Origin of the sequence: Flammeovirga agarivorans (genome assembly GCF_012641475.1) — a bacterium.
GTDB lineage: Bacteria > Bacteroidota > Bacteroidia > Cytophagales > Flammeovirgaceae > Flammeovirga > Flammeovirga agarivorans.
Window position 1 is genome coordinate 280,644 of record NZ_JABAIL010000007.1, and the last position, 20,864, is coordinate 301,507.

Annotated in this window: 17 protein-coding genes and 1 riboswitch; of the genes, 7 read left to right on the forward strand and 10 right to left on the reverse strand. The window is 33.5% G+C overall.

Annotated elements, in window-relative coordinates; genetic code table 11:
* A complete protein-coding gene (locus HGP29_RS21180; RefSeq protein WP_168884436.1) occupies positions 1–1,560 on the forward strand; it encodes a sulfatase family protein in 1,560 nt (519 codons plus the stop codon).
* A 40-nt stretch (positions 1,561–1,600) separates the two neighbouring features.
* On the opposite strand, the gene HGP29_RS21185 is transcribed toward HGP29_RS21180, so the two are convergent.
* The gene (locus HGP29_RS21185) at positions 1,601–2,530 is read right to left on the reverse strand and encodes a sulfite exporter TauE/SafE family protein (protein WP_168884437.1); all 930 of its coding nucleotides are present in this window, start codon (positions 2,528–2,530) and stop codon (positions 1,601–1,603) included.
* Positions 2,531–2,802: 272 nt separating this feature from the next.
* Here HGP29_RS21185 and HGP29_RS21190 point away from each other — a divergent pair, with 272 nt between their 5' ends.
* Complete coding sequence (locus tag HGP29_RS21190) at positions 2,803–3,654, forward strand: mechanosensitive ion channel family protein (RefSeq protein ID WP_168884438.1); 852 nt, start codon at positions 2,803–2,805, stop codon at positions 3,652–3,654.
* Positions 3,655–3,693: 39 nt separating this feature from the next.
* On the opposite strand, the gene HGP29_RS21195 is transcribed toward HGP29_RS21190, so the two are convergent.
* Both HGP29_RS21195 and HGP29_RS21200 read right to left on the reverse strand, forming a co-directional pair.
* The gene (locus HGP29_RS21195) at positions 3,694–4,575 is read right to left on the reverse strand and encodes a Rossmann-like and DUF2520 domain-containing protein (protein WP_168884439.1); all 882 of its coding nucleotides are present in this window, start codon (positions 4,573–4,575) and stop codon (positions 3,694–3,696) included.
* Entirely contained in the window at positions 4,576–5,997 is a 1,422-nt protein-coding gene (locus HGP29_RS21200; protein ID WP_168884440.1) for an MBL fold metallo-hydrolase RNA specificity domain-containing protein, read from the reverse strand.
* Between the two features lie 395 nt (positions 5,998–6,392).
* Here HGP29_RS21200 and HGP29_RS21205 point away from each other — a divergent pair, with 395 nt between their 5' ends.
* A complete protein-coding gene (locus HGP29_RS21205) occupies positions 6,393–6,785 on the forward strand; it encodes a hypothetical protein (protein ID WP_168884441.1) in 393 nt (130 codons plus the stop codon).
* Between the two features lie 117 nt (positions 6,786–6,902).
* Here HGP29_RS21205 and HGP29_RS21210 read toward each other — a convergent pair whose 3' ends face one another.
* From HGP29_RS21210 to HGP29_RS21220, 3 genes are all read right to left on the reverse strand, one after another.
* Positions 6,903–9,083: a TonB family protein gene (locus HGP29_RS21210; protein ID WP_168884442.1), complete on the reverse strand. Its 2,181-nt coding sequence runs from the start codon at positions 9,081–9,083 to the stop codon at positions 6,903–6,905.
* Positions 9,084–9,182: 99 nt separating this feature from the next.
* The gene (locus HGP29_RS21215) at positions 9,183–11,867 is read right to left on the reverse strand and encodes a cation-translocating P-type ATPase (RefSeq protein WP_168884443.1); all 2,685 of its coding nucleotides are present in this window, start codon (positions 11,865–11,867) and stop codon (positions 9,183–9,185) included.
* A gap of 85 nt (positions 11,868–11,952) precedes the next feature.
* Positions 11,953–12,657, reverse strand: coding sequence for a cytidylate kinase family protein (locus tag HGP29_RS21220; protein ID WP_168884444.1), 705 nt, complete (start codon positions 12,655–12,657; stop codon positions 11,953–11,955).
* Between the two features lie 316 nt (positions 12,658–12,973).
* Between HGP29_RS21220 and HGP29_RS21225 the strand changes: the two genes are divergently transcribed.
* Positions 12,974–14,299, forward strand: a complete 1,326-nt coding sequence (locus HGP29_RS21225) for a dicarboxylate/amino acid:cation symporter (protein ID WP_211093364.1) — start codon at positions 12,974–12,976, stop codon at positions 14,297–14,299.
* 222 nt (positions 14,300–14,521) lie between these two features.
* Positions 14,522–14,956 (forward strand): hypothetical protein, encoded by a 435-nt coding sequence (locus HGP29_RS21230; protein WP_168884446.1) that lies wholly within the window; start codon positions 14,522–14,524, stop codon positions 14,954–14,956.
* A 42-nt stretch (positions 14,957–14,998) separates the two neighbouring features.
* Here the strand turns inward: HGP29_RS21230 and HGP29_RS21235 are convergent, their stop codons facing one another.
* From HGP29_RS21235 to HGP29_RS21245, 3 genes are all read right to left on the reverse strand, one after another.
* Positions 14,999–15,166: a hypothetical protein gene (locus HGP29_RS21235; protein ID WP_168884447.1), complete on the reverse strand. Its 168-nt coding sequence runs from the start codon at positions 15,164–15,166 to the stop codon at positions 14,999–15,001.
* Positions 15,167–15,199: 33 nt separating this feature from the next.
* Positions 15,200–15,454 (reverse strand): hypothetical protein, encoded by a 255-nt coding sequence (locus tag HGP29_RS21240; RefSeq protein ID WP_168884448.1) that lies wholly within the window; start codon positions 15,452–15,454, stop codon positions 15,200–15,202.
* A 59-nt stretch (positions 15,455–15,513) separates the two neighbouring features.
* Positions 15,514–15,611, reverse strand: a riboswitch (SAM-I-IV-variant riboswitch).
* Between the two features lie 67 nt (positions 15,612–15,678).
* On the reverse strand, positions 15,679–17,010 hold the full coding sequence (locus HGP29_RS21245; RefSeq protein ID WP_168884449.1) for an MATE family efflux transporter: 1,332 nt from the start codon (positions 17,008–17,010) through the stop codon (positions 15,679–15,681).
* A gap of 229 nt (positions 17,011–17,239) precedes the next feature.
* On the opposite strand from HGP29_RS21245, the gene HGP29_RS21250 reads away from it, so the two are divergent.
* Positions 17,240–17,644, forward strand: coding sequence for a hypothetical protein (locus HGP29_RS21250; protein ID WP_168884450.1), 405 nt, complete (start codon positions 17,240–17,242; stop codon positions 17,642–17,644).
* A gap of 66 nt (positions 17,645–17,710) precedes the next feature.
* Here the strand turns inward: HGP29_RS21250 and HGP29_RS21255 are convergent, their stop codons facing one another.
* Positions 17,711–18,691 (reverse strand): helix-turn-helix domain-containing protein, encoded by a 981-nt coding sequence (locus HGP29_RS21255; protein WP_168884451.1) that lies wholly within the window; start codon positions 18,689–18,691, stop codon positions 17,711–17,713.
* Positions 18,692–19,074: 383 nt separating this feature from the next.
* Here HGP29_RS21255 and HGP29_RS21260 point away from each other — a divergent pair, with 383 nt between their 5' ends.
* Positions 19,075–20,826: a sulfatase-like hydrolase/transferase gene (locus HGP29_RS21260; RefSeq protein ID WP_168884452.1), complete on the forward strand. Its 1,752-nt coding sequence runs from the start codon at positions 19,075–19,077 to the stop codon at positions 20,824–20,826.
* The last annotated feature ends 38 nt before the right edge of the window (positions 20,827–20,864 follow it).

The following is a 20,864-nucleotide window of genomic DNA, read 5'->3' on the forward strand; positions in this document are numbered from 1 at the left end:
ATGAATTACAAATTATTAATTACAACTGTTTTATCTATCTTTTTCTTCAGTTGTCAACAGCAGCAAAAAGCAACTTCAAGCAAAGATTTAACAGTAAAAAAGCCAAATATCATTTTTATTTACTTAGATGATCTTGGTTTTGGAGATATCAGTATCAATGGAGCAAAGGGGTTTACAACTCCTAACATGGATGCTCTAGCTAAAGGAGGAGTAAATTTTAAAAATGGTTATGCTACTTCTGCCACTTGTACACCATCTAGATATGCAGCGTTTACGGGGCAATATCCGTGGAGAAAGAATGCTAAAATTCTTCCTGGTACTGCTCCAATGTTAATCGATACGACTCAGGTCACTTTACCAAAAATGTTACAATCGGCAGGGTATGAAACGGCTATTATCGGAAAATGGCATTTAGGCTTAGGTAGTGAAAACAAAGATTGGAACCAACGAATTTATCCAGGTCCTAATGATGTAGGGTTTGACTACTCCTATATTTTGGCCGCTACACAAGACCGAGTACCTACAGTTTACATAGAAGACGGTAATGTGGTAAACCTGGATAAGAATGACCCAATCGAAGTAGATTATGATCAAAATTTTGAAGGTCAGCCAACGGGTAAAGACAATCCAGAGTTAGTGACAATGATGTGGCACCACGGGCATAATAATACGATAGTAAATGGAATTCCAAGAATTGGTTACATGAAAGGAGGCAAGTCTGCATTATGGAGTGATGTAGATATGGCAGATCATTTCTTAGGAAAAGTAAAGTCGTATATTCAAACTCAATCTAAAACTGATAAACCATTTTTCTTAAGTTATACGATGCAACAACCTCATGTGCCAAGAACACCACATCCAAGGTTTGTAGGTTTATCAGGTCAAGGTCCTAGAGGAGATGTAATTTTAGAAGCGGATTGGTGTATTGGAGAATTAATGAAAACCCTCGAAAATGAAGGGATCCTAGAAAATACATTAATCATTTTGTCATCAGATAATGGTCCAGTGTTAAATGATGGTTATTATGATAAAGCAGTGGAGTTAGTAGGGGAACATCAACCTGCAGGACCTTTACGTGGTGGTAAGTATTCATTATTTGAAGCAGGAGCTCATGTTCCATTTATTACATATTGGAAAGGCAAAATTGAACCTTCGGTTTCCAATGCACTGGTATGCCAGATAGATCTATTTTCTTCTTTGGCAGCCTTAGTAGGTAGTAATATTAAGGGACCTGATTCAAAAAATATCTTATCCTCTTTTTTAGGACAGGATAAGACAGGAAGATCCTCTTTGGTTTTAGAAGCTACTACAAGAACATCTTTCAGAAAAGGGAAATGGATTTTAATACCAAGCTATAAAGGAAAGAAAAGAAATGAATTCGTAGATATAGAGTTAGGTAACAATGAAGAGTTGATGTTATTTGATTTAGAAAATGACCTATCACAAACTAAAAATGTTGCTCATCAATATCCAGAGGTCGTAGAAGAGCTGTTGGAAGAATTCTATGAAATTAGAGGAGAATGGAAAAAAGGTGTAGACAATAAGTTAGAGTTGAAATAATAAAAAAGCCAAGTAGTTTTTAATTACTTGGCTTTTTTATTTACTGATTTTGTAATCTTTGATTTTCTTTTTTAGTATCTACTTTAGACTTGATATAAGATTTCCCCATTTCCCAAGTGGTATAGCCTACTACAATAATCACAAGGTATTTTAGCATGACAAGGTCCATTTGTTTTACCAAGAAAAAAGCAACAAAGACACCTATTGTTCCAAATATATTGATCAAAATAGATCCATTCATATTATGAACATCTTCTTTGATGTATTTAATCCCTGCAAAAGGAACTAATAATGCAGTTGAACCCATCATGATTGGGAAGATACAAGAAGGATGTAATCCAAGTAATGATAGCGTGACCATACAAGGAGCAAACAGGCCAATTCCGATGGTATTTAATGCACCAAAGACAAAATTGGCAACACAGGCAATAACTAATTTCTCACCTGTAAACCCATTGACTGTAGAAGCTTCATCACCTCCAGGAAGTAAACCTGCCATCTTTAAGATCATGGTAATACCCATAATAAATAGAGCGATTGTCATGACAAGTTGAATGTGCTGTTTGTTTAGTTTAGATACAATACTAGCACCTATTAAGGCCCCTCCTAAAGCTGATACAATCATAGACATTAATGTTAGTGTATCTACTTTTACAGCATCAATAAATAAGAAGGCTTGAGTGATACAAACAATGGCAACACCCACATTCAAAGTACCAGGGATTAGTTTATCATCCACAAGTTTGAAGTTTTTAAATGAGGATGTCATAATGGCAAAAGAGCCAATGCCTAAAGTATCAAAAAAGTTCGCGACGAACCCTGTAATAGCTAAACCTATAGCTTCTCTTTTATTTACATTAGTCTTTGCTTTTTGATTTTTATACGAATTAAATAAAGCGATACAGAACCATATTCCGGAAAGAACCAATAGTGCCAGGAATATTTGTTTGATGGATATCTCGTTCATCATTAAAAACAGTAATTTATTTAGTTAGGTGATAAAATTCTGAAATATTCATCGATTTCAATGCTTTCATTAATTCTTGTTAGGTAGAATCTAGATCACATAATTGGGTAGAAAAATTAACCTAGATCAATAATAAATCCTCCGTTAAAATTCATTGAAAGTTTTTTTATTTTTTTAGTGTATAACCTTCATTAATGAGACATCCTGAAAATAGTTAGCACCGTAAATTTTATCTATTAAATCAAAAACATTAATTATAAAACTACACTATTATCATGGAAGAGATTACTCAGTATCAAGATGACCTCATTCGATTATTTTCGCGTTATGGTTTGCAATTGGGACAAGGGATTATGTTCCTAATTATTGGTAACTATATCGGTAATAAATTAACGAAATTGATCAAGGTTCAGATCAAGAAGAAATCTACAAATCACTCTCTAATCGATTTTATTACTTCCTTAACAAATATCGCCTTAAAAGTGATCATATTTATCGGGGCGATAGATATGGCAGGAGTAGAGACAACATCGTTTGTCGCAATGTTAGGATCGGCTGGTTTAGCGATTGGTTTGGCATTACAAGGGTCTTTAGCCAATATTGCAGGAGGTGCATTACTGCTAACATTACGTCCCTTTAAAAAAGGAGATCTTATAGAAGCTAATGGACATTTAGGAAATGTTATTGAAATAGGCCTTTTCTCTACAACTATCAGAACTCCAAGAATGCGACAAGTATTTCTTCCCAATGGTGGACTGGCAGGTGGTGTAATTAAAAACTTTTCTTCTGAGGATTTATCGAGAGTAGACTTGCCCATAGGAATTTCATACGGGGCAAATATCAAGGAAGCTCGAAGAGTATTGATGGATGTCTTAAACAGAGATAAAAGAATTATCAAACAAGATGGTTTACCTGCAGTAGTGGTAACAAACCTTGGAGAAAGTTCGGTAGATCTAGAAGTAAGAGCTTTTGTTTCCGTTAACGATTACTGGGATTTCAGATTTGAAACCCTAGAGGCTTGTAAAATAGCATTAGATCAAAATGATATTGAGATCCCTTTTCCTCAGCGTGTTTTACATTTACAAAGTGAAAAAGAAAGTTTGCCTTTGGAATTGCAAGAATATTAAAAAAAGCCCTAGAAGAACTCTAGGGCTTTTTATTTATATCTATAAATCGAAGTCATCAAAATGTTCATTGTCAAGGTCATCATTTTTACGTTGATGTTCTTCGATAATCTCTTCTCTTATTTGTTCTGCAGTTTTATACCTGCCTTCCTGTTCCATAATGGAATCCGAAAGTACATTGTATGTGGTAAGCATCTCTGGAAATTCCTTTTCTAATTCTTTTTGATGCCTTTTGATTGTTTTATAATCTCTTCTAATGGCAGGACCAGTTTGCCCATCTTTCGGTGAAGGTAAAGCAAATGCTTTTTCTATGGTTTCATCGACTAGATGTTTAAGATCAGAAAGTTTCATACCAGCATGTTCCGCTAGTTGTGATGACATTTCTAATAAGTGGTTTGTAAAATTACAGGCAAAGACCGCAGAGATATGTAATTTTTTTCTTTCTTCACTATTTAAGTGATACACCTTTGGTGTTAATTTTACCGCAATTTCAGCTAAGACATCTAATGTTTTCTCAGAAGTACCGTCAATACAAATAGGAACCTCTTTAAAATCTACTGTTTTGTCATGTGAAAAGGTTTGCAAAGGATAGAATACACCAATTGAGGGTGTGGCCTCTGCGAGAACTTCCATGGGTGTGGCTCCAGAGGTATGTGCTAATATCGCTTTTCTATTTGGAAGAATGATATTTCTTGCAATTTCATCAATAACATTATCGGTAACAGCAATCAGAAAGACTTCTGCAATACTGTTCGAAAAGTTTAATTGATCTGTCGGACGAGCATCATAAAACTGTCTTGCCAAACGTTTGGCATTTCTTAGATCTCGACTGTATACTTCTTCAATTACAATTCCTTGATCTTCTAATGCTAGTCCCAAATGTGAAGCAACTTTACCGGCTCCAATTAAAGTGACTCTTTTCATTTATACAATAAATTCATGGCCCTTATTAGGAATAACAACATTATTGTATCCTAGAGCCTCAATTCTATTTTTAAACGCTTCCATAGATTCTTCTTCACCGTGGTTTAAGAAGATCTGCTTCACTTTATTTTTGTCTTGTTGAGTGATAAAGTGTTCAAGATCTTTGACATCACCATGTCCACTAAAAGAATCTGTTTGTTCGATTTTACAATGAATAGTATGTTCTTCTGAACCAATACGAAGTGACCCTTCATTGTCGCGGAGTCTAGCTCCCAAAGTACCTTCTGCTGAGAAACCAACCATCAAGACAGTAGCATAAGGGTTCCCCATATTAGCTTGAATATGATGTTGAATACGTCCTCCTTCTAACATACCAGAAGAAGAAATGATAATACAAGGCTCGTTATAATTTGAAATAGCCTTACTATCATTTTGTTTCTGAAGGTATTCTATATTTTCAAAATTGAAAAGACTATCATAATCCTCCATAAAATCTTTCGCTTCTTTATTTAAAAGGTGCTTTGAGTTTTCATAGATACGATTACTTTGCATCGCCAATGGGCTATCTGCAAATATTTTTATTGGAGGCAATTTACCTTCAACAAAAAGTTTGTGTAGCTCAAACAATACGGCTTGTGTTCTACCAATACTAAATGCTGGAATGATCAAGCGCCCAGGCATATCCACACAAGTACGTTGAATAACGTCTTGAAGATCTTTAGTAGAATCACTTATTTGAGAGTGTTCACGGTTACCGTAAGTAGTTTCACAAACTACATAATCTGCTTCAGGAACTTCACTCGGATCATTTAATAGTGGATAATCTTGACGTCCAATATCACCAGAGAATAAAAAGGTTTTTCTTTCCCCATTATCGTCAATCTCTAGATAAACATGTGCAGCACCCAATAAGTGTCCCGCAGGCAAGAAAGTTACCCATACTCCGGGCTTAATATTAAATCGTCTACTAAATTGGATAGGTACTACCTCTTGCATAGTGGCAGATACATCACTTTCAGTATAAAGGTTTTCTGGAATAAAAGAGTATTGTTCTACAGATTGTCCTTTAGATTTTTTCTTATTGTAAGCCTTAAGTTTTCTCTGATTAATACGCGCAGAGTCCTCTAGCAAAATTTGTGTAAGTGATGCTGTTGCAGACGTACAAAGAATTTGTCCTTCGTATCCTTCCTTATATAAATTCGGTAATTTACCGGAGTGATCTAAATGTGCATGGGTTACCACTACCAAATTGACCAAAGAAACATCAAATGGAAAAGCCGAATTGGGGTAGAGTGGATCAGCCTCAGAAAGGTTGGCCATATCTATACCACAATCAATCAAAATTTGATAGCCATCGTCTAAAGTTAACAAGGCCATACTTCCAGTTACTTGCTGTGCTGCTCCCCAAAAAGTGAGTCTCATTTTATATTTATATGAAATAGTGGATACGAACTGTCTCCAAAGTTAGCATCAAAACATTTATATTAAGAGAATTTTTTTTGAATTTTTTCTTTAACTCTTGATGCTGAGTAATTTTATTTTTGATGCTTCAGAGAACGAAACGTTTCATCAAGGTAAACTTAACACGTAAAACTCCTTTTTGTTGCAGATACAAGTGATCTTCTGTGATATGCAAGGTATCAAATTACCTCATCATACCGATACTTTTTTAGATTGATTATAGATAGTGAATTAGATTAATTGTTTGATTTCTAATGAAAAATGACATTTATTAAATCTTAAAACGTATCAATTATTCATCATTTTTCGTTAATTTAAAAGCACCAATTTTGATTATACAGACACTATTTTATTAAATGAAACAATTTTTTATCTTATTATCCTTTGCCCTACTAACGATTTCATGTGCTAATAATGGATTGGTGACAAGTCATTTCCCAGTGGGAGTATATGAGGTAGACGGTGTACAAAACCTTAGGGTTGAGTTTACCGGAGACACAAAATGTTATGTAGAGGAAATAATAGATGGTAACAAAACCATGTATCGTTGTGATTATATACTAATCGAACATAATGAACGATCGATATATAGAGTATCCTACCGCCAAAAAATTATGGAAGGTTGTGAGACTGGAAAAGCTTTGAATATCGTTGGAAACGAAGGAGTGTTATTTCATCGTGAACAATTAAGACCATCTTGTTGGCAATTGGATTGTTCTCAAAATGAATTAACTAGATTGAATTATTAAAAAAATATAAATCTTTTAGTATTCGTTCTGTTAGAATGCATACAGTTTACGAAGATCTAAAATGTCACACTGAATTTATTCTCAGTGTGACATTTTTTTATTCCATCATTTTTATCCTTATCGTACTTGATCATAGGCAATTGGAATGTCTATAGAAGATGATAATGTTTTAAAATTATTGACAGATGCTTCAAATTCTGGTAAATCTCCAAGTAAGCTATCTATTAAATTTTTAAAGAGTTGCTGATAATTCGATTGATTCAGATGCTTTGAAAGTAGAGGTAAAATTTCACTCCCTTGATCATTTAAAAGTGTTAAGGAATATTCTTGATCTTGATTGACAGAAATACAATAATCAAACTTTTCGCCATTGGGTTGTCTTTCATTTTTTCTCACATAGACTTCTTCATACAAAGCAAAACGAATGAGAGGGTTAAAGAAATGATCCATAAAAAGTGACATACCGTCTTCTTTATCGATAGAAGATATATTGAATATCAATACAGGATCTTGTTTATAATTTTGATCAATGATACGTTGAGTTGCTTCACTGCTAGAAGTAAACTTTATATATTCTTTATTTTTATAAAATTTTCCACGAAAGAAAATATCCTCCTCGTAATCAGGAATATCATGTTGACTTGTATCCACAACAATTAGATGATCTTCATTCCAAATTTTATTAAAATCACCAAAAATGACCAAGCCAGATTTTTCATCATAAAAGTTTAATATTCCATTGCCATCCTTTAATAAATATTGCCCTTCTTTAGTATACTGAGAGAGTTCACCACTTTTATTAATGATATGTCGATATTCTGAATAACGGCTTCTTTTCAACTTCTTTGTTAAAGGAGAATGGTAGCTTGTGAAATGGTAGACGTATGGGAAGTCATTTAGTTTAGATTGAATAGAATCAGCAATACCTAGATTCAAAATTTCCTTTACATCAAGATCGTTGTTGCTTGAATAATTCTCAAACTTTCTCTTCTTACTAAACGTTTTATTCTCTGGGATATCTAATACCTTATTACCAGAGTTATCGTAATAAGTCCATAATCCATCTTTCTTTCTATCTACAAAGTGCCCTTCTTTTTTCACTCTACCATTAGGGTAAAATTCTTGGTATAAACCATCTTTCTTATATCCTTTAAGGTCTTTCGTAGAATATTCTTTATGCAATTGACCTGTTGAAAGGTAAGATATGCTATGATTATATTTCTCTCCAATTTTAGATACAGTGCCTTGATAATAGGCTACTTCTCTAGTATATGTTGGGTACATATTTTTAGTGAGGAGGTAAGGAGTATTTAACTCAAAATCATAGTATTTTCTTTCGAAAGCATATTGGAAGTAGACAACATACCGAACTAGTTTATCTTCTTGAATTTTACCTCTAAACAACCCCTTTTCCCATTTTGGTTGAATGTGATTAAATACTCTAAGGGCTTCATTTTCGAATATTGTGTTGGATGAATTTTGAATTTTTACGTTTTTGGTATTCCCTTCATCATCAATTTTAAAACTTAGCCTCACATAACCCATCAATTGTTTATTAATTGCATTTGGAGGGTAAACGATATTTTTCATGATGAGATTATTTAAAGCGGACATGCCCATCACCGGCTTAGGTTTTTCATATAATCGAGTATATTCTTTCTGTTGATTGTTCTCCGTATATCTAATACCTTTTACCAGCTTCTTGTTCTTCCATACTTCTTCAAAAGTGATATTCCCTAGGCTATCATAACCTATCCATTGTCCTATTTTATAGCCGTCTTTATACTGTCCTTTTACTTTAACCATTTCAGTATTGTCCTCCCAATACTTTATAAAAGGGCCATTTCCGTTAGTAATCAGTTGTTTACCATTGGGATCGTAAAACTCTACTAATTTACCCTTACCTAACTCCACTAAAGGGTAAGCAGTCAGATCCATTAATTTCCCATTTTCATAGTACGTTTTACAAGGTCCATATTTTCTTCGGTTTAGAATTTCTCCATCAAAGGCAAGGTTCCCATTCTTATGCCATTGTTTGTACTTTCCTTCTTTTACTAAACCTATACTGTCTGAAGAGTAAAAAGAAGAATATTTATACCCTTTTTTAAAATTATTGATGTTATTGAGATATAACTCCTTTTTCGCATCATATTGAATTCTCTGCATAAATGATGCTTCAGTAATATTTTCTGTTTTGTTAAAAAGGCTATCAAAAAATACAATCTTATTGGATTGTGCATAGATAGAACTGATGAAAAAATATAAAGGTATAAGAATAAATAGTTGCTTCTTGAACATGTTGGTGTGTTTTAATGAAAGTAGTCTCTTAAAATTAGTAAAAAACATCAAAAGTCAAACATATAAATATGTGACAAATGATGTTTTTCGTACCAACTGCTAATATTTTAATCTTCTAATTCCTTTTTCAAGTTCCACTAATAAATAAAGAACGGCGGATAAACCGATAATCCAAGCCCAGTCGTAAGGAGTGATAGGCGTACTACCAAAAATAGAATTAATGGCAGGGGAGTAGGTGAAAATTAACTGAAGTAATATCATAATAATTACACCACCGATAAGACAAGGATTACTGAAAAAGCCTATTTTGAATACAGAATGTCTTAACGATCGGGTATTGAATAGATAGAATAACTCTCCAAATACAATCAAATTGACACAAATAGTTCGAGCTTTTTCTTCTTGAATTCCTTGATCCATAAGCATGTCAAATAGGAAATATATAGATGCAACTAAATAGAGGCTGACCCAAGTAATTCTAAAAAGCATCTGATGCGTAAGAATTGGTGTATTCGGAGGCTGAGGAGGTCTATTCATGCAACTAATTTCTTGCTTTTCAAAAGCTAAGGTTGCACCTAAAAATATGGCCGTTGACATATTAATCCATAAAATCTGAAGTGGTGTTATCGGTAACATCAAGCCGAGTAAAGAAGCAACTAAAATAACAAGGCCTTCAGTTACATTGGTAGGAATCGTCCAGATAATAAATTTAATTAGATTGTCAAATACGTTCCTTCCTTCTTCAATAGCATCTTTGATAGTGGAGAAGTTATCATCGGTAAGAATCATATCGGAAGTTTCTTTGGCGACTTCCGTACCACTTAGTCCCATTGCAATACCAATATTTGCTTGTCTTAAAGCGGGAGCGTCATTCACTCCATCACCCGTCATTGCAACAATATTGTTTTTCTCTTGCAAAGCTTTGATTAGTATGAGTTTTTGATGAGGATTGACTCTTGCGAAGACTTGTTTATCATCGATAATCTCCGATAATTCTTTTTGATTGAGGTCTTTTAATTCTTCTCCTGTGATACTAAAAGATGCATCATTATTATTGATGATCCCCAATTGATGTGCAATTGAAGTTGCTGTAATCTGATGGTCACCAGTAATCATTTTCACCTCAATACCTGCTTGATGACACACTTCTACAGCAGAGATTGCTTCAGGTCTAGGCGGATCTATCATTGCTTGAAATCCTAAAAAGGTCAGGTCGGTATCCACATCTTCATGGTCTATATCTCTTTTTTTAAGGACCTCTTTTTTACAAAAAGCAAGAACTCTCAACCCATCTTTAGCAAACAAAACTAATTTCTTCTGAATTTTATCATGTTCAATAGATGAAGTCTTCCCATTTTGATCTAATATGTTTTTACATCTTGGAAGTAACTTTTCAGGAGAGCCTTTAATATAGATTATCTGACTATTGCCATTTTGATATAAGGAAGCCATATATTGGTATTCAGATTCAAAAGGAATTTCATCAATAAGAGAATAACTTTTTCTTACTTGATGAAGGGGAATTCCACATTTTATCCCTGAAGTAATTAATGCTCCTTCTGTTGGATCACCTTCAATTTTCCAAGTACCTTTTTCCTGAATAAGGTTTGAAGCGTTACAAAGTACTCCAGCTAAGAGAGTTTCAAATAAAGCTTTTGAACAATGTACATCTACTTTTTTATCATCTAAACTGATTTCTCCAAAAGGGGAATATCCTACACCTGAGAGTGAATAAACTGTATGGGCAGCCATTATTTTCTGAACAGTCATCTCATTTTGTGTGAGTGTTCCTGTTTTATCAGAACATATTACTGTAGTGCTTCCTAAAGTTTCTACTGCAGGTAACTTTCGAATAATAGCTTTTCTTTTGGCCATCCTAGAAACCCCGATGGCTAAGGTAATCGTAACAACAGCAGGTAAACCTTCAGGAATTGCTCCAACAGCCAAAGCTACTCCTTCCATTAGTACATTGACAATGGAATGTCCTCTGTATAGCCCTGAGAGTATGGCAATACTGGCTAAACCAAGAATTATCCAAAGAAGAATTTTACTGAAGTATTCAATTTTTTCTGTTAGTGGTGTGACCAATACATCTGCATGAGCAATTAACTTATTAATCTTTCCAATTTCTGTTTGGTCTGCAGTTGCAACTACTAAGGCGGTCGCAGTTCCGAAAGTAACTAGGGTAGTAGAGAAAGCCATATTCGATTGATCTCCAATACCCTTTTCTTTTAAGAAAGTTCCACAGTTTTTTGTTGTTGGCAGCGATTCTCCTGTTAAAGCAGATTCATCGATTTTTAATTCTTTCGCTTCTAATATTCTAACATCTGCAGGAACTCGGTCTCCCGCTTTTAAGAAAATAATATCACCAGGAACTAATTGGTGCGTATCGATAGATTGTTTATTTCCATCTCTTAGTACTAAACAGTGTTCTTTAAGGTTTTTACTTAGCGCTTGAATCGCCTTTAATGCTTTAACTTCCTGAAAATATCCGATGATAGCATTGATAAGGACAACTCCTAAAATAACACCCATTTCAATCCATTCACCAAGGAAACCAACACCAATTCCGGCGACGATTAAAATATATATAAGTGGTTGTTGAAACTGTTTTAGAAATATCTTCCAAGGGGGTTCACCTTTTGGAGGAGTAAGTTTATTTTCTCCATAAATCCATAACCTTTTATCAGCTTCTTCTAAAGTTAAACCCTTATGTTTATCTGATTCTAACCGGTCGATCACCTGCCTTTCAGAAAGGAGGTGGTAATGTTGTATAGTATTCATTTTTATAGTGTTTATGTTGAAAATTCTAATTGTCTAGGCATAAAAAAAGCACTCCCATAACAAGTAGTATGAGAGTGCAAGACCATTAAACATTATGCAAAAGTTCGTTTTCTTTAGATCGCACAAATGAGAAAAGACATTCCGTTAATGTTAGGTCGGATAATTCTTCTCTGTCAATTTCCAAATCAAATGGTATAGGAACGGTTTGAGAGATATAATTCAGAAATTGTTTTCGCTTTTTGTCTTTCCTTTTCACTCGTTCTCTTGCATAACCAAGGTCTAGATCGTTTGATGTTGCGTACTGCCTGATCCGATAGGCTTCAGATGCATGCACCCTAATATTCATAGCATTAGGTATTCCAGCTGTAAAACTTGTTGCTCCTCTTCCCAGAAAAACAACATTACCTCTCTCAAAGAATGAATAAATAACGGTTTTTAATGCATCAGAAAGTTTTTCGTCTAGTTTATTTCTTTTAAAATCTAGACCGTACATCATTTGTTCAATGATCCCTTTATGTTCAATAGGTGTAAATTCGTTGAGTTCTTGAATTCCTACTTTAAGTTCCTTGGCAATATTATGTAAAATGGTATAGTCTACTAATTTCCAAGGTCTTCTTAATAAGGAATATCCTACTTCATTTTTGTTTAATTTGTCAATAAGGTTTTCTATTGGTTTTCTAGCTTGAACGCCAAAGTTTCTAGATATACATACTATGAGTCCGTTTGCTTTTGGAGCCTGTATACTTCGGAGTTCTTTTTGAATTAGGTAATTATATATGTGCGGTTCCATGGTTGTTGGGCTTTTAGTTATTATATGTGTAAATATAACACTTATATAGATCCGTTTGGGTAATGTAAATCACTAGAAAATGATGATAAGTATCGGGTGTGTTTCATTTTTATGAATTGATTTTATCTGCAAACAATTATTAAATAATGAAGGATAGACGAAGGGAAACTAATTTTTTGTGTAAATTTCTATCAAAATACTAGAGTATTTAAAAAGTGATTAGATATCTTTTTGAGTACTACTTACTTATGTAGTTATTATGTTCGAGTTTATAGCATTAATTATTTTTATTGGTCTTCTATGGATACTGAATTATATGTCCAATCAGAAGGTTAAATTCCACAAAAGAAATCTTACAGCCATTGCACTGGGTATTTTATTTGGTTGGGCTTTATATGCTTTTCTTCCTCAAGAAGCCTATCAAGAGCTTAAACATTATATCAGGACAGTGTCTAATATATATATTCGTTTTCTGAAGTTGATGATTGTTCCTATCGTATTTATTAGTATTTCACATACATTGGTGAATCTAAGTAATGATAGTAATGTAGGACAGAGGATAGGCAAAATTGTTGCCTATTTTGTGATTTCTGTAACAAGTGCAGCAGCTATTGCTCTAGGAACCGCGTCCATTTTCGGATTTGATAAAATTATCGATGTTTCTAAGTTTTCAACAGAAAATATTTCAGAAGGATATGCCAATAGAATTGATGCCCTAAGTGATGCATCACTTGGTAACGTGATTTATGGATTTACTAAAAATATTCCCACCTCTATATTCCAAGCTTTCAGTGATAATAATATTATAGGTACTCTTCTGGTAGCAATGCTGATCGGTATGGCAGTGAGAAGAATGAATTCAAGAAAGCCTAATGAAATGGGAATGGTGATTAAAGGATTAGATGCTGCCAAAATCATTATCAATTCTATGACAATGACCATTATTAAACTGACACCTTATGGGGTATTAGCGTTAATGACAATGGCGGTTGCTGAGAAAGGCCCTTCATTATTCTCCGATTTAGCCAAGTTTATCTTTGTAGCTTATTTCACTATGCTATTAATCTTTGTAATGCATTTAGTAGTACAAATGTTGAATGGAGTGAATCCGGTGAAACATTTGAAGAATTTAATGCCAGCAATCATTACCGGATTCTCAACACAATCTAGTGGAGCTACCTTACCTGTTACGATTAATTCTTTAGAAGAAAGAAATGGTGTTGATACTGAAACTGCAAATATTGCCGCATCATTGGGAACAACAATGGGTATGAATGCATGTGGAGCAATGTGGCCTGTATTTATGATCGTACTATCAGTGGGGGTAACGAATGCAATGGGAGGTAACTTGGCACTTTATTCACCAAGTGTTTTAATAACCATGTTTATTTCTGTTGTGATTTCTTCTTTTGGAATTGCAGGATTACCAGGAACGGCTTCATTTGCAGCAATAACAGCAATGACAATTATGGGTATAACACCAGAAGTTATGGGAATTGTCCTAACATTTGTACTTTCTGTAGATTCATTGATAGATATGGGAAGAACAGCTACAAATATATTTGGAGTATCTTCAGCTGCAACCTTCATTTCAAAGAGAGAAGGATTAATGGATATGGAAACCTTTAATAAAGAAAATTAAATATAAGATTCTAATTTATATGTAATTGGTTACATTTGTATTAGAATTATCCAAGAGTCTGTTTTCAATTATTGAGAATGGGCTCTTTTTTATTATTGACTTATTTTAAGTTGGTTGTATAAAGTGTTATTATTGTACTATTTATAGATTTTGTCGTAAATTGATGAACTATTCATCAAACAGCTCTGTTATAATATTAAATCGTATAAACGTTATCAGACATTGAAGACAGAATATAATTGTAAAGCTGCAAAATTTGATTTATCTCAACTACCAATAATTACACTAACTGTTACGAAAGAAGAGCCTAACGTTTCAGATATTGCAGAATATAGACAACTTAAGAACAAGATATTTACCCTTCTTGATATGGAAGTGGTAATGGTTGTAGATGTCTCTACTCTAAAATGGTTAAGTGCAGAGTCGAGAGTGGCATTCGGTTTAAGTTTGAGAGAAACAGAATCAAAATTTGATCACATTCTAAAAAAATCATTTATAGTGATACCGAATGTGGTGGGGAAGGTAATTGTTCAGGGTGTAAATATTATAGCTCGCCCAAAAATACCACAAGATATTTGTAGGACAATGGGGTCTGCACTAAGAAAAGCAGAAGCCTATTGTGATGTGTTTCTAGCTAAAGAAAGAAAAGTAATATAAATGAAGAGGTTGTTAATGTACTTAACAACCTCTTTTCTGTTCTTAAACGCCTCTTGCCTTTAAAACGTCTTGTAGAGCAAGTACCATCGTATGATTATGATGTGATACTGCTTGCTCATTGGCTGATTGAGCCAAGGTTTTTAATTCATCTGTAGTAAGTGATGAAAAGTGATCTAAAAATTGGATATATATATCTTGTGCTAAACTCATGATGTATTTTTTTAAATAGTTAAATAAAGAAAATTAAACTAACTCAAGCTGGTTGTTTCTAAGAGAAATATGTCGTTTTATCGACATTCTACCCCCTTTTATAATTAAAGGAGTTCCCTTGAAATTCCGTTGAGAAATGGCATCATTGAGTGCAGAAAGATAAGCACCTCTTGTGGAGGTCCATCCAAGATTTCCCACCTCTTTATTAAAAGAGTGGATGAGTTCATCATCTGAAAGTGATGATAACTTTTCGATACTGTTAAGATAAAAATCTTCTGTAAATGTCATAAAATAGCGTTTACGATGAAACATAAATTCATGACATCAAGAAAAATTTTGGAGAATGGTAAGGTAGGCGTTTTTGTCCATCCTACTGGACCACATCCATTCTACCACCGTGGCTAGTGCTCGGTTGGCATCCATTCAAGGATTCTTGATGTTGATACAAATTTAAAGGAATTAAATTATTTAATCCAAATCATTTTATAAAAATCTACTGATTTGGTAGAGTTTTATTTATTGGAGTATTGAAAAAGCATTTGTTTTCCTTTTCTAAAATAGATAGCATAGCATTTTGGCAAGAAGTAAATCAATGAGACTATATTGATCTTTTCTCTTTTTATAAAGTAATAAGTGATCAAAATAAAACCAATAAACTCAGTAAATAAAGAGGGAAGTACCGTACCTAATTCACCAAAAAAGTGAATGAAAAAGTAAGAAGAAACGATCAAAATACAACTGTTGAGTACGACTACATTGGTAGAATGTTGCGGTTTGCCAATAGCATTGGTATAACTACCAAAGAAGGCCCCTAATGGATTAAATAAGGAAGATAAGATTAAAATAACTAATAAGTAGTAGGCATCGGCATAGACTTCTCCATGTAAAAAGATAATAATTGGTTTAATCACTATCATGAAAATCAGAGATAAAGGCAGAATTAAAGAGTAGACTCTGACCAACGTCTTTTTGAATTCATTCTTAAATTTATTGAGCTGACCGCTTTCAAACAAGACCACAATTTTAGGATAGAAAATCAATTGAATAGAATTCCCTAAAGCGAGTATAATTATTAAATATCGTTGTGCTAATCCTAATACTGCTGTGACTTCTAATGATAATAATCCAGCCGAAATAAATAATGTCATTCTTGATGCTATCGTACCAAAAATCGCTTTTAATGTACCTTGTTTAGCATAGAATATAATTTGTTTAAAAGTCTTAGGGTTAAATTTACTTTTGATGATCTTAAATATGGGAAGTGTAGAAAGTGATAGGAAAAATACTACCGTATACATTCCGCTTAAACCCCATATTAGATCCTCTAATTTTGGTTGTTGAAGTTGCCATAAACCATAGCAAAGAAGACCCAAACAGATGATAGTAAATATATTGATCAGTACAGTTTTATGTAATTGTCTATTACTCTTATGAATGTTTTCTATCCATTTTAAACTATTATTAGTGATTGAGTAGATAGGGTAGAGGACCAATAAACTACTGATTTCAGGGAATAGATTAAATAAACCGACCGTTAAAATGATACTACCAATTATTCCTTCAATAAGTAATAAACTAACGAATACGGTTTTGAAGGATGAATATTGTACATCTGCTTCTTTTCCAGAAGAAAACTTGACTAATGAAGCATACAAAACACCTTCTCTAATATTAATAGAGACATTGTAAACCGCGAGGAATAAAAACCATTTTCCTACAACAGAAGCTTCAAATAAATGAGTGATAAATAATAGGAGAGAGTAATTAATAAATAATTCGCTTACTGTGATAGTAATCGAAGATAGAAAAGGTCTCTCTGTAAATTGACGTATGAGTAATTTCATTATTAGGTAGTAACAACATCTATATTAAAAATAAGGATTAATAGATAGTATTAATAAATATTAGTCGCAAGTTGCAACTATATAATCGTTTTTCATTATACATAACCATTTATCATCAATAAAATTCAATTGTCACTTACTGTTTATGTTTTCTTAATAATATTTAAACAAGTGATTGATTTTTAATATATTGTCGTTAGTAAGGGTATAAACAACAAAAGATTCACCTATGAAATTATTACAACTCTTATCGATATTATTCTTTTTGGCTTTATCCAATACATCATTTTCTCAAACAAGATTTGAGGTAGCGGAGATGAGTGCATATCCAGAATTCACTCAGAGAGAAAAAGAACAGTTTGAACACTTAGCTGTCGAAGCAAAAGAAACAGAAGAGGGTATTGAGTTGGCATTTCTTAGTGGACAAGAATCAAATAATAAATATATTAATACCTACGAGTATCAAAAAAAGGAAAATGGTGAAAAGATCTACACCGAAAGAAGTGAAGATGGACATGTGATTGTAATGATCAGTTACAAGAAAAACTTATTTTCAAAGGACCAGATTGTCATGCAGCAGTTTAGCAACAATGGTTTTCTAATGGGCTCGTTTATATTCGAAGAAGCTAGATAATTAATTTAATATATAATGAATAAAGGTCATCCTAAACTATGATGTTATGGATGACCTTTTTCTTTTTTATGAATTTGACGATAAATTCGTCTGATATTCTTTTGGTGTGATCTTATACTTCTTTTTAAAGGCAGTAGAAAAATGACTGGCACTGGAGAAACCTAAATCCATTGCGATCATAAGGTTGGTTTTTTGTCTTTCCCTCAATAATCGTTTTGCCTTTTCTAACCTCACATTGGTATGAAATGTAGTGATTGTCATACCGAAAACTTGCTTAAATAAGAACCTCAAACGGCTTTCACTTAAACCTACTTCTCGAGATAATTCTTCTAGTGGGATGATTTTATCTGTTGTAGACTCCAACAAACGGTGTGCTTTAAATATAGGTTCAATATTAAAGCTATACGTATTGGATTCAGTAATATCTTCACGAATCGATACATTGAGAAAGAAGCGATTAAGCATGGCTTTTCCTAAGGTTTCCATTCGATCTTTATAGAAAATCTCTGTCGATTTCATTGAAAATGCCTCATCATAAAAGAAGATCATTTTATTATCAAATTCTTCATAGACAAAAAAGACTTTATCGAGAGACATTAGTGCCGTTAGTCCTTTGTCTTGGTGGATGTAATAGTTGAAGTATTCTTTTGAGATACGAACAATAAATAGTTTGATATGTTCATTGGTTCTATACTTCCAATCTAAATTTGAATCGGAGTTAGAGCAAAAAGCTCCAACAGAATTATAATTCAATTGATTGATGACTTGATCTTCATTATTATCATCTACTTTGTTCCCGCCAAAAAAGGGGTCACCAAAAACAAGGGTAATAAATGGAGCTTCTTCTACTTCTTTTGGTCTAGGGTGGTGGAAGTCTTCATGAAAAGTAACATCAAACTTAATCAGATCCATTTTCTCATTACAATCTATAACTTCGATACTTCCTGTCGCTAATTCATTATCAAAAGTAAGTAAATCTCCTTTTCTTTTGGAATTAAAGAAAGAACCCCATTTGTCTAAAGTTAAATGCAAATTTTCTCTTAGCATTGTAGTTTCTGCGTTATATCAATTATAGATTATTCTTTGTTATCAAAACGATAATTAAGTTAATGCATTTATTTCAAAATGTACTCTTATCAAAAAGAAACTGATATATAGTTGTAATAATATCTTTTGAAAGTACTATGAAATATGCTGATAATGAATAGGACACCTTACTCCTTAGTGGAATACTACTATTAGAATATACTATGGAATTTGTATTATATGCTGATGTACCTAGATAATAAATATATTATGTACAACATTCCTGATATTTCTTCAACTATACTCAATAAGTTCATTATTTTAGTTAGTGATTACTTCAATAAATAAATAATTAAAACCCAAGCAAAGTACAAAACACGTACTTCAATAGATTAACTATAAAAATGAGACACATCTTAAGTTTATTACTGATTGCTACCGTTTTGTACGGTTGTAACTCAAGCTCTACCAATACAGAGACGTCATCCGATAAAAAAGATAAAACCAATGTACTAATACTAATAGGTGATGATATTGCCTTCGGAGATTTAGGAGTGTATGCTTCTGAAATCAAAACCCCCAATTTTCACCGTTTAGCAGAATCGGGAGTAAGGTTTACAAATTTTCATGCTTCACCAGTTTGTTCAGTAACAAGGTCTATGTTAATGACAGGTTGTAATAATATCGAGGTAGGCCTAGGCTCTTTTGATTATTCTTTCTATCCTGCATCTAAAGGAAAAGCGGGATATGAAGGTTATCTGACTAGAAATGCTGTTGCACTATCTCAATTATTTAATGATGAGGGGTATGAAGTATTGAAAGTAGGAAAATGGCATTTAGGGGGTGAAGCAGCAGGTGGATACACTCCATTAGAATGGGGTTTTACCAAAGAGTTTGGTATCCTATCGGGTGGATCCAATCACTGGAACGATTTAAGAATGACTCCAATTTTTTCTGATCCAGATTTTATGCATAAGAAATTTAAGGAACATTGGACGTTAAATGGTGAGAAATACAATAGACCTGAAGGAGTGTATTCTGGAGAGCTTTACACAAAACAAATGATTGATTTTATAAAAGAGGCAAAAGCTGAAGGGAAACCGTGGTTCTCTTGGATGGCTTTTACTACTGCTCATTTTCCTATTCAAGCGCCACCAGAATTAGTTGAAAAACATTATAAATTTTATCTAGAAAAAGGGTATGAGGGATTAAAACAATACCGCTATGAAAGATTAAAAGCGAAAGGGTTAATCTCACATAGTGCACAACCAGCACCCGAAAATGATTTGGTAAAGAAATGGTCTCAGCTAAGTCAAAAAGAAAAAGAGTACCAAGCTAAGGTATTTGCTACTTATGCAGCAGAGATTGAAGATCAGGATAACCGTATTGGACAGATATTAGATTATCTCAAAGAATCTGGACAGATGGATAATACTTTAATTGTCTATCTTTCTGACAATGGGCCAGAAGGTATGGAAGCTGAAAACCCTAATACAGGAAATCAGGTGTTTGGGCAATGGATTGCCAATAATTATGATACTTCTTTTGAAGGTATTGGTACAGCCAATTCGTCAAATTACATTGGTACAGCTTGGGCCAATGCAGCAACTGGTGGTTTGTCTTGGTGGAAATGGTTTATTGGTGAAGGTGGTGTAAGAGTACCTATGATAATAGTTCCTCCAGGAGCCTCAAAAGACAATTATTCTAGAGCAGGACAAATGAGTAATGTGGTGATGTCTGTGAAAGATCTACCGATGACCATTTTAGATTATGCAGGTATCCAACATCCAGGAGATACTTATAAAGGAAAGAAAGTGGTCACACCCACAGGAATTTCTGCTAGACCATTCTTGGATGGAAAATCTGATATAGTCCGTAATGATAAACAATGGTATGCCTTTGAACTGTTTGGTAATGCTTACATTATGCAAGGGAATTACAAGCTGATTAAAGTAAGAAAAGGTATGTTTGGTGATGGGCAATGGCATCTATACGATGTAGTAAAAGATCCATCTGAAAGTATGCCATTAGAGGATAAAATGAAAGATAAATTTGATCAAATGTTAGCCACCTATAAACAGTATGAAAAAGACCATCAATTGGTACAAGTTGACGAAAGTTGGAATGCTTTTAAAGCGGCAAGTGAAGGCAACTAATCAAAAAAGATAGATAGAAGGCCATTGATGTAAAAGTC

Bases quoted from the DNA above. Each gene is read 5' to 3' on its own strand.
- HGP29_RS21180 (WP_168884436.1), top strand. From the start codon at position 1: ATGAATTACAAATTATTAATTACAACTGTTTTATCTATCTTTTTCTTC.
- HGP29_RS21185 (WP_168884437.1), bottom strand. From the start codon at position 2,530: ATGATGAACGAGATATCCATCAAACAAATATTCCTGGCACTATTGGTT.
- HGP29_RS21190 (WP_168884438.1), top strand. From the start codon at position 2,803: ATGGAAGAGATTACTCAGTATCAAGATGACCTCATTCGATTATTTTCG.
- HGP29_RS21195 (WP_168884439.1), bottom strand. From the start codon at position 4,575: ATGAAAAGAGTCACTTTAATTGGAGCCGGTAAAGTTGCTTCACATTTG.
- HGP29_RS21200 (WP_168884440.1), bottom strand. From the start codon at position 5,997: ATGAGACTCACTTTTTGGGGAGCAGCACAGCAAGTAACTGGAAGTATG.
- HGP29_RS21205 (WP_168884441.1), top strand. From the start codon at position 6,393: ATGAAACAATTTTTTATCTTATTATCCTTTGCCCTACTAACGATTTCA.
- HGP29_RS21210 (WP_168884442.1), bottom strand. From the start codon at position 9,083: ATGTTCAAGAAGCAACTATTTATTCTTATACCTTTATATTTTTTCATC.
- HGP29_RS21215 (WP_168884443.1), bottom strand. From the start codon at position 11,867: ATGAATACTATACAACATTACCACCTCCTTTCTGAAAGGCAGGTGATC.
- HGP29_RS21220 (WP_168884444.1), bottom strand. From the start codon at position 12,657: ATGGAACCGCACATATATAATTACCTAATTCAAAAAGAACTCCGAAGT.
- HGP29_RS21225 (WP_211093364.1), top strand. From the start codon at position 12,974: ATGTCCAATCAGAAGGTTAAATTCCACAAAAGAAATCTTACAGCCATT.
- HGP29_RS21235 (WP_168884447.1), bottom strand. From the start codon at position 15,166: ATGAGTTTAGCACAAGATATATATATCCAATTTTTAGATCACTTTTCA.
- HGP29_RS21240 (WP_168884448.1), bottom strand. From the start codon at position 15,454: ATGACATTTACAGAAGATTTTTATCTTAACAGTATCGAAAAGTTATCA.
- HGP29_RS21245 (WP_168884449.1), bottom strand. From the start codon at position 17,010: ATGAAATTACTCATACGTCAATTTACAGAGAGACCTTTTCTATCTTCG.
- HGP29_RS21250 (WP_168884450.1), top strand. From the start codon at position 17,240: ATGAAATTATTACAACTCTTATCGATATTATTCTTTTTGGCTTTATCC.
- HGP29_RS21255 (WP_168884451.1), bottom strand. From the start codon at position 18,691: ATGCTAAGAGAAAATTTGCATTTAACTTTAGACAAATGGGGTTCTTTC.
- HGP29_RS21260 (WP_168884452.1), top strand. From the start codon at position 19,075: ATGAGACACATCTTAAGTTTATTACTGATTGCTACCGTTTTGTACGGT.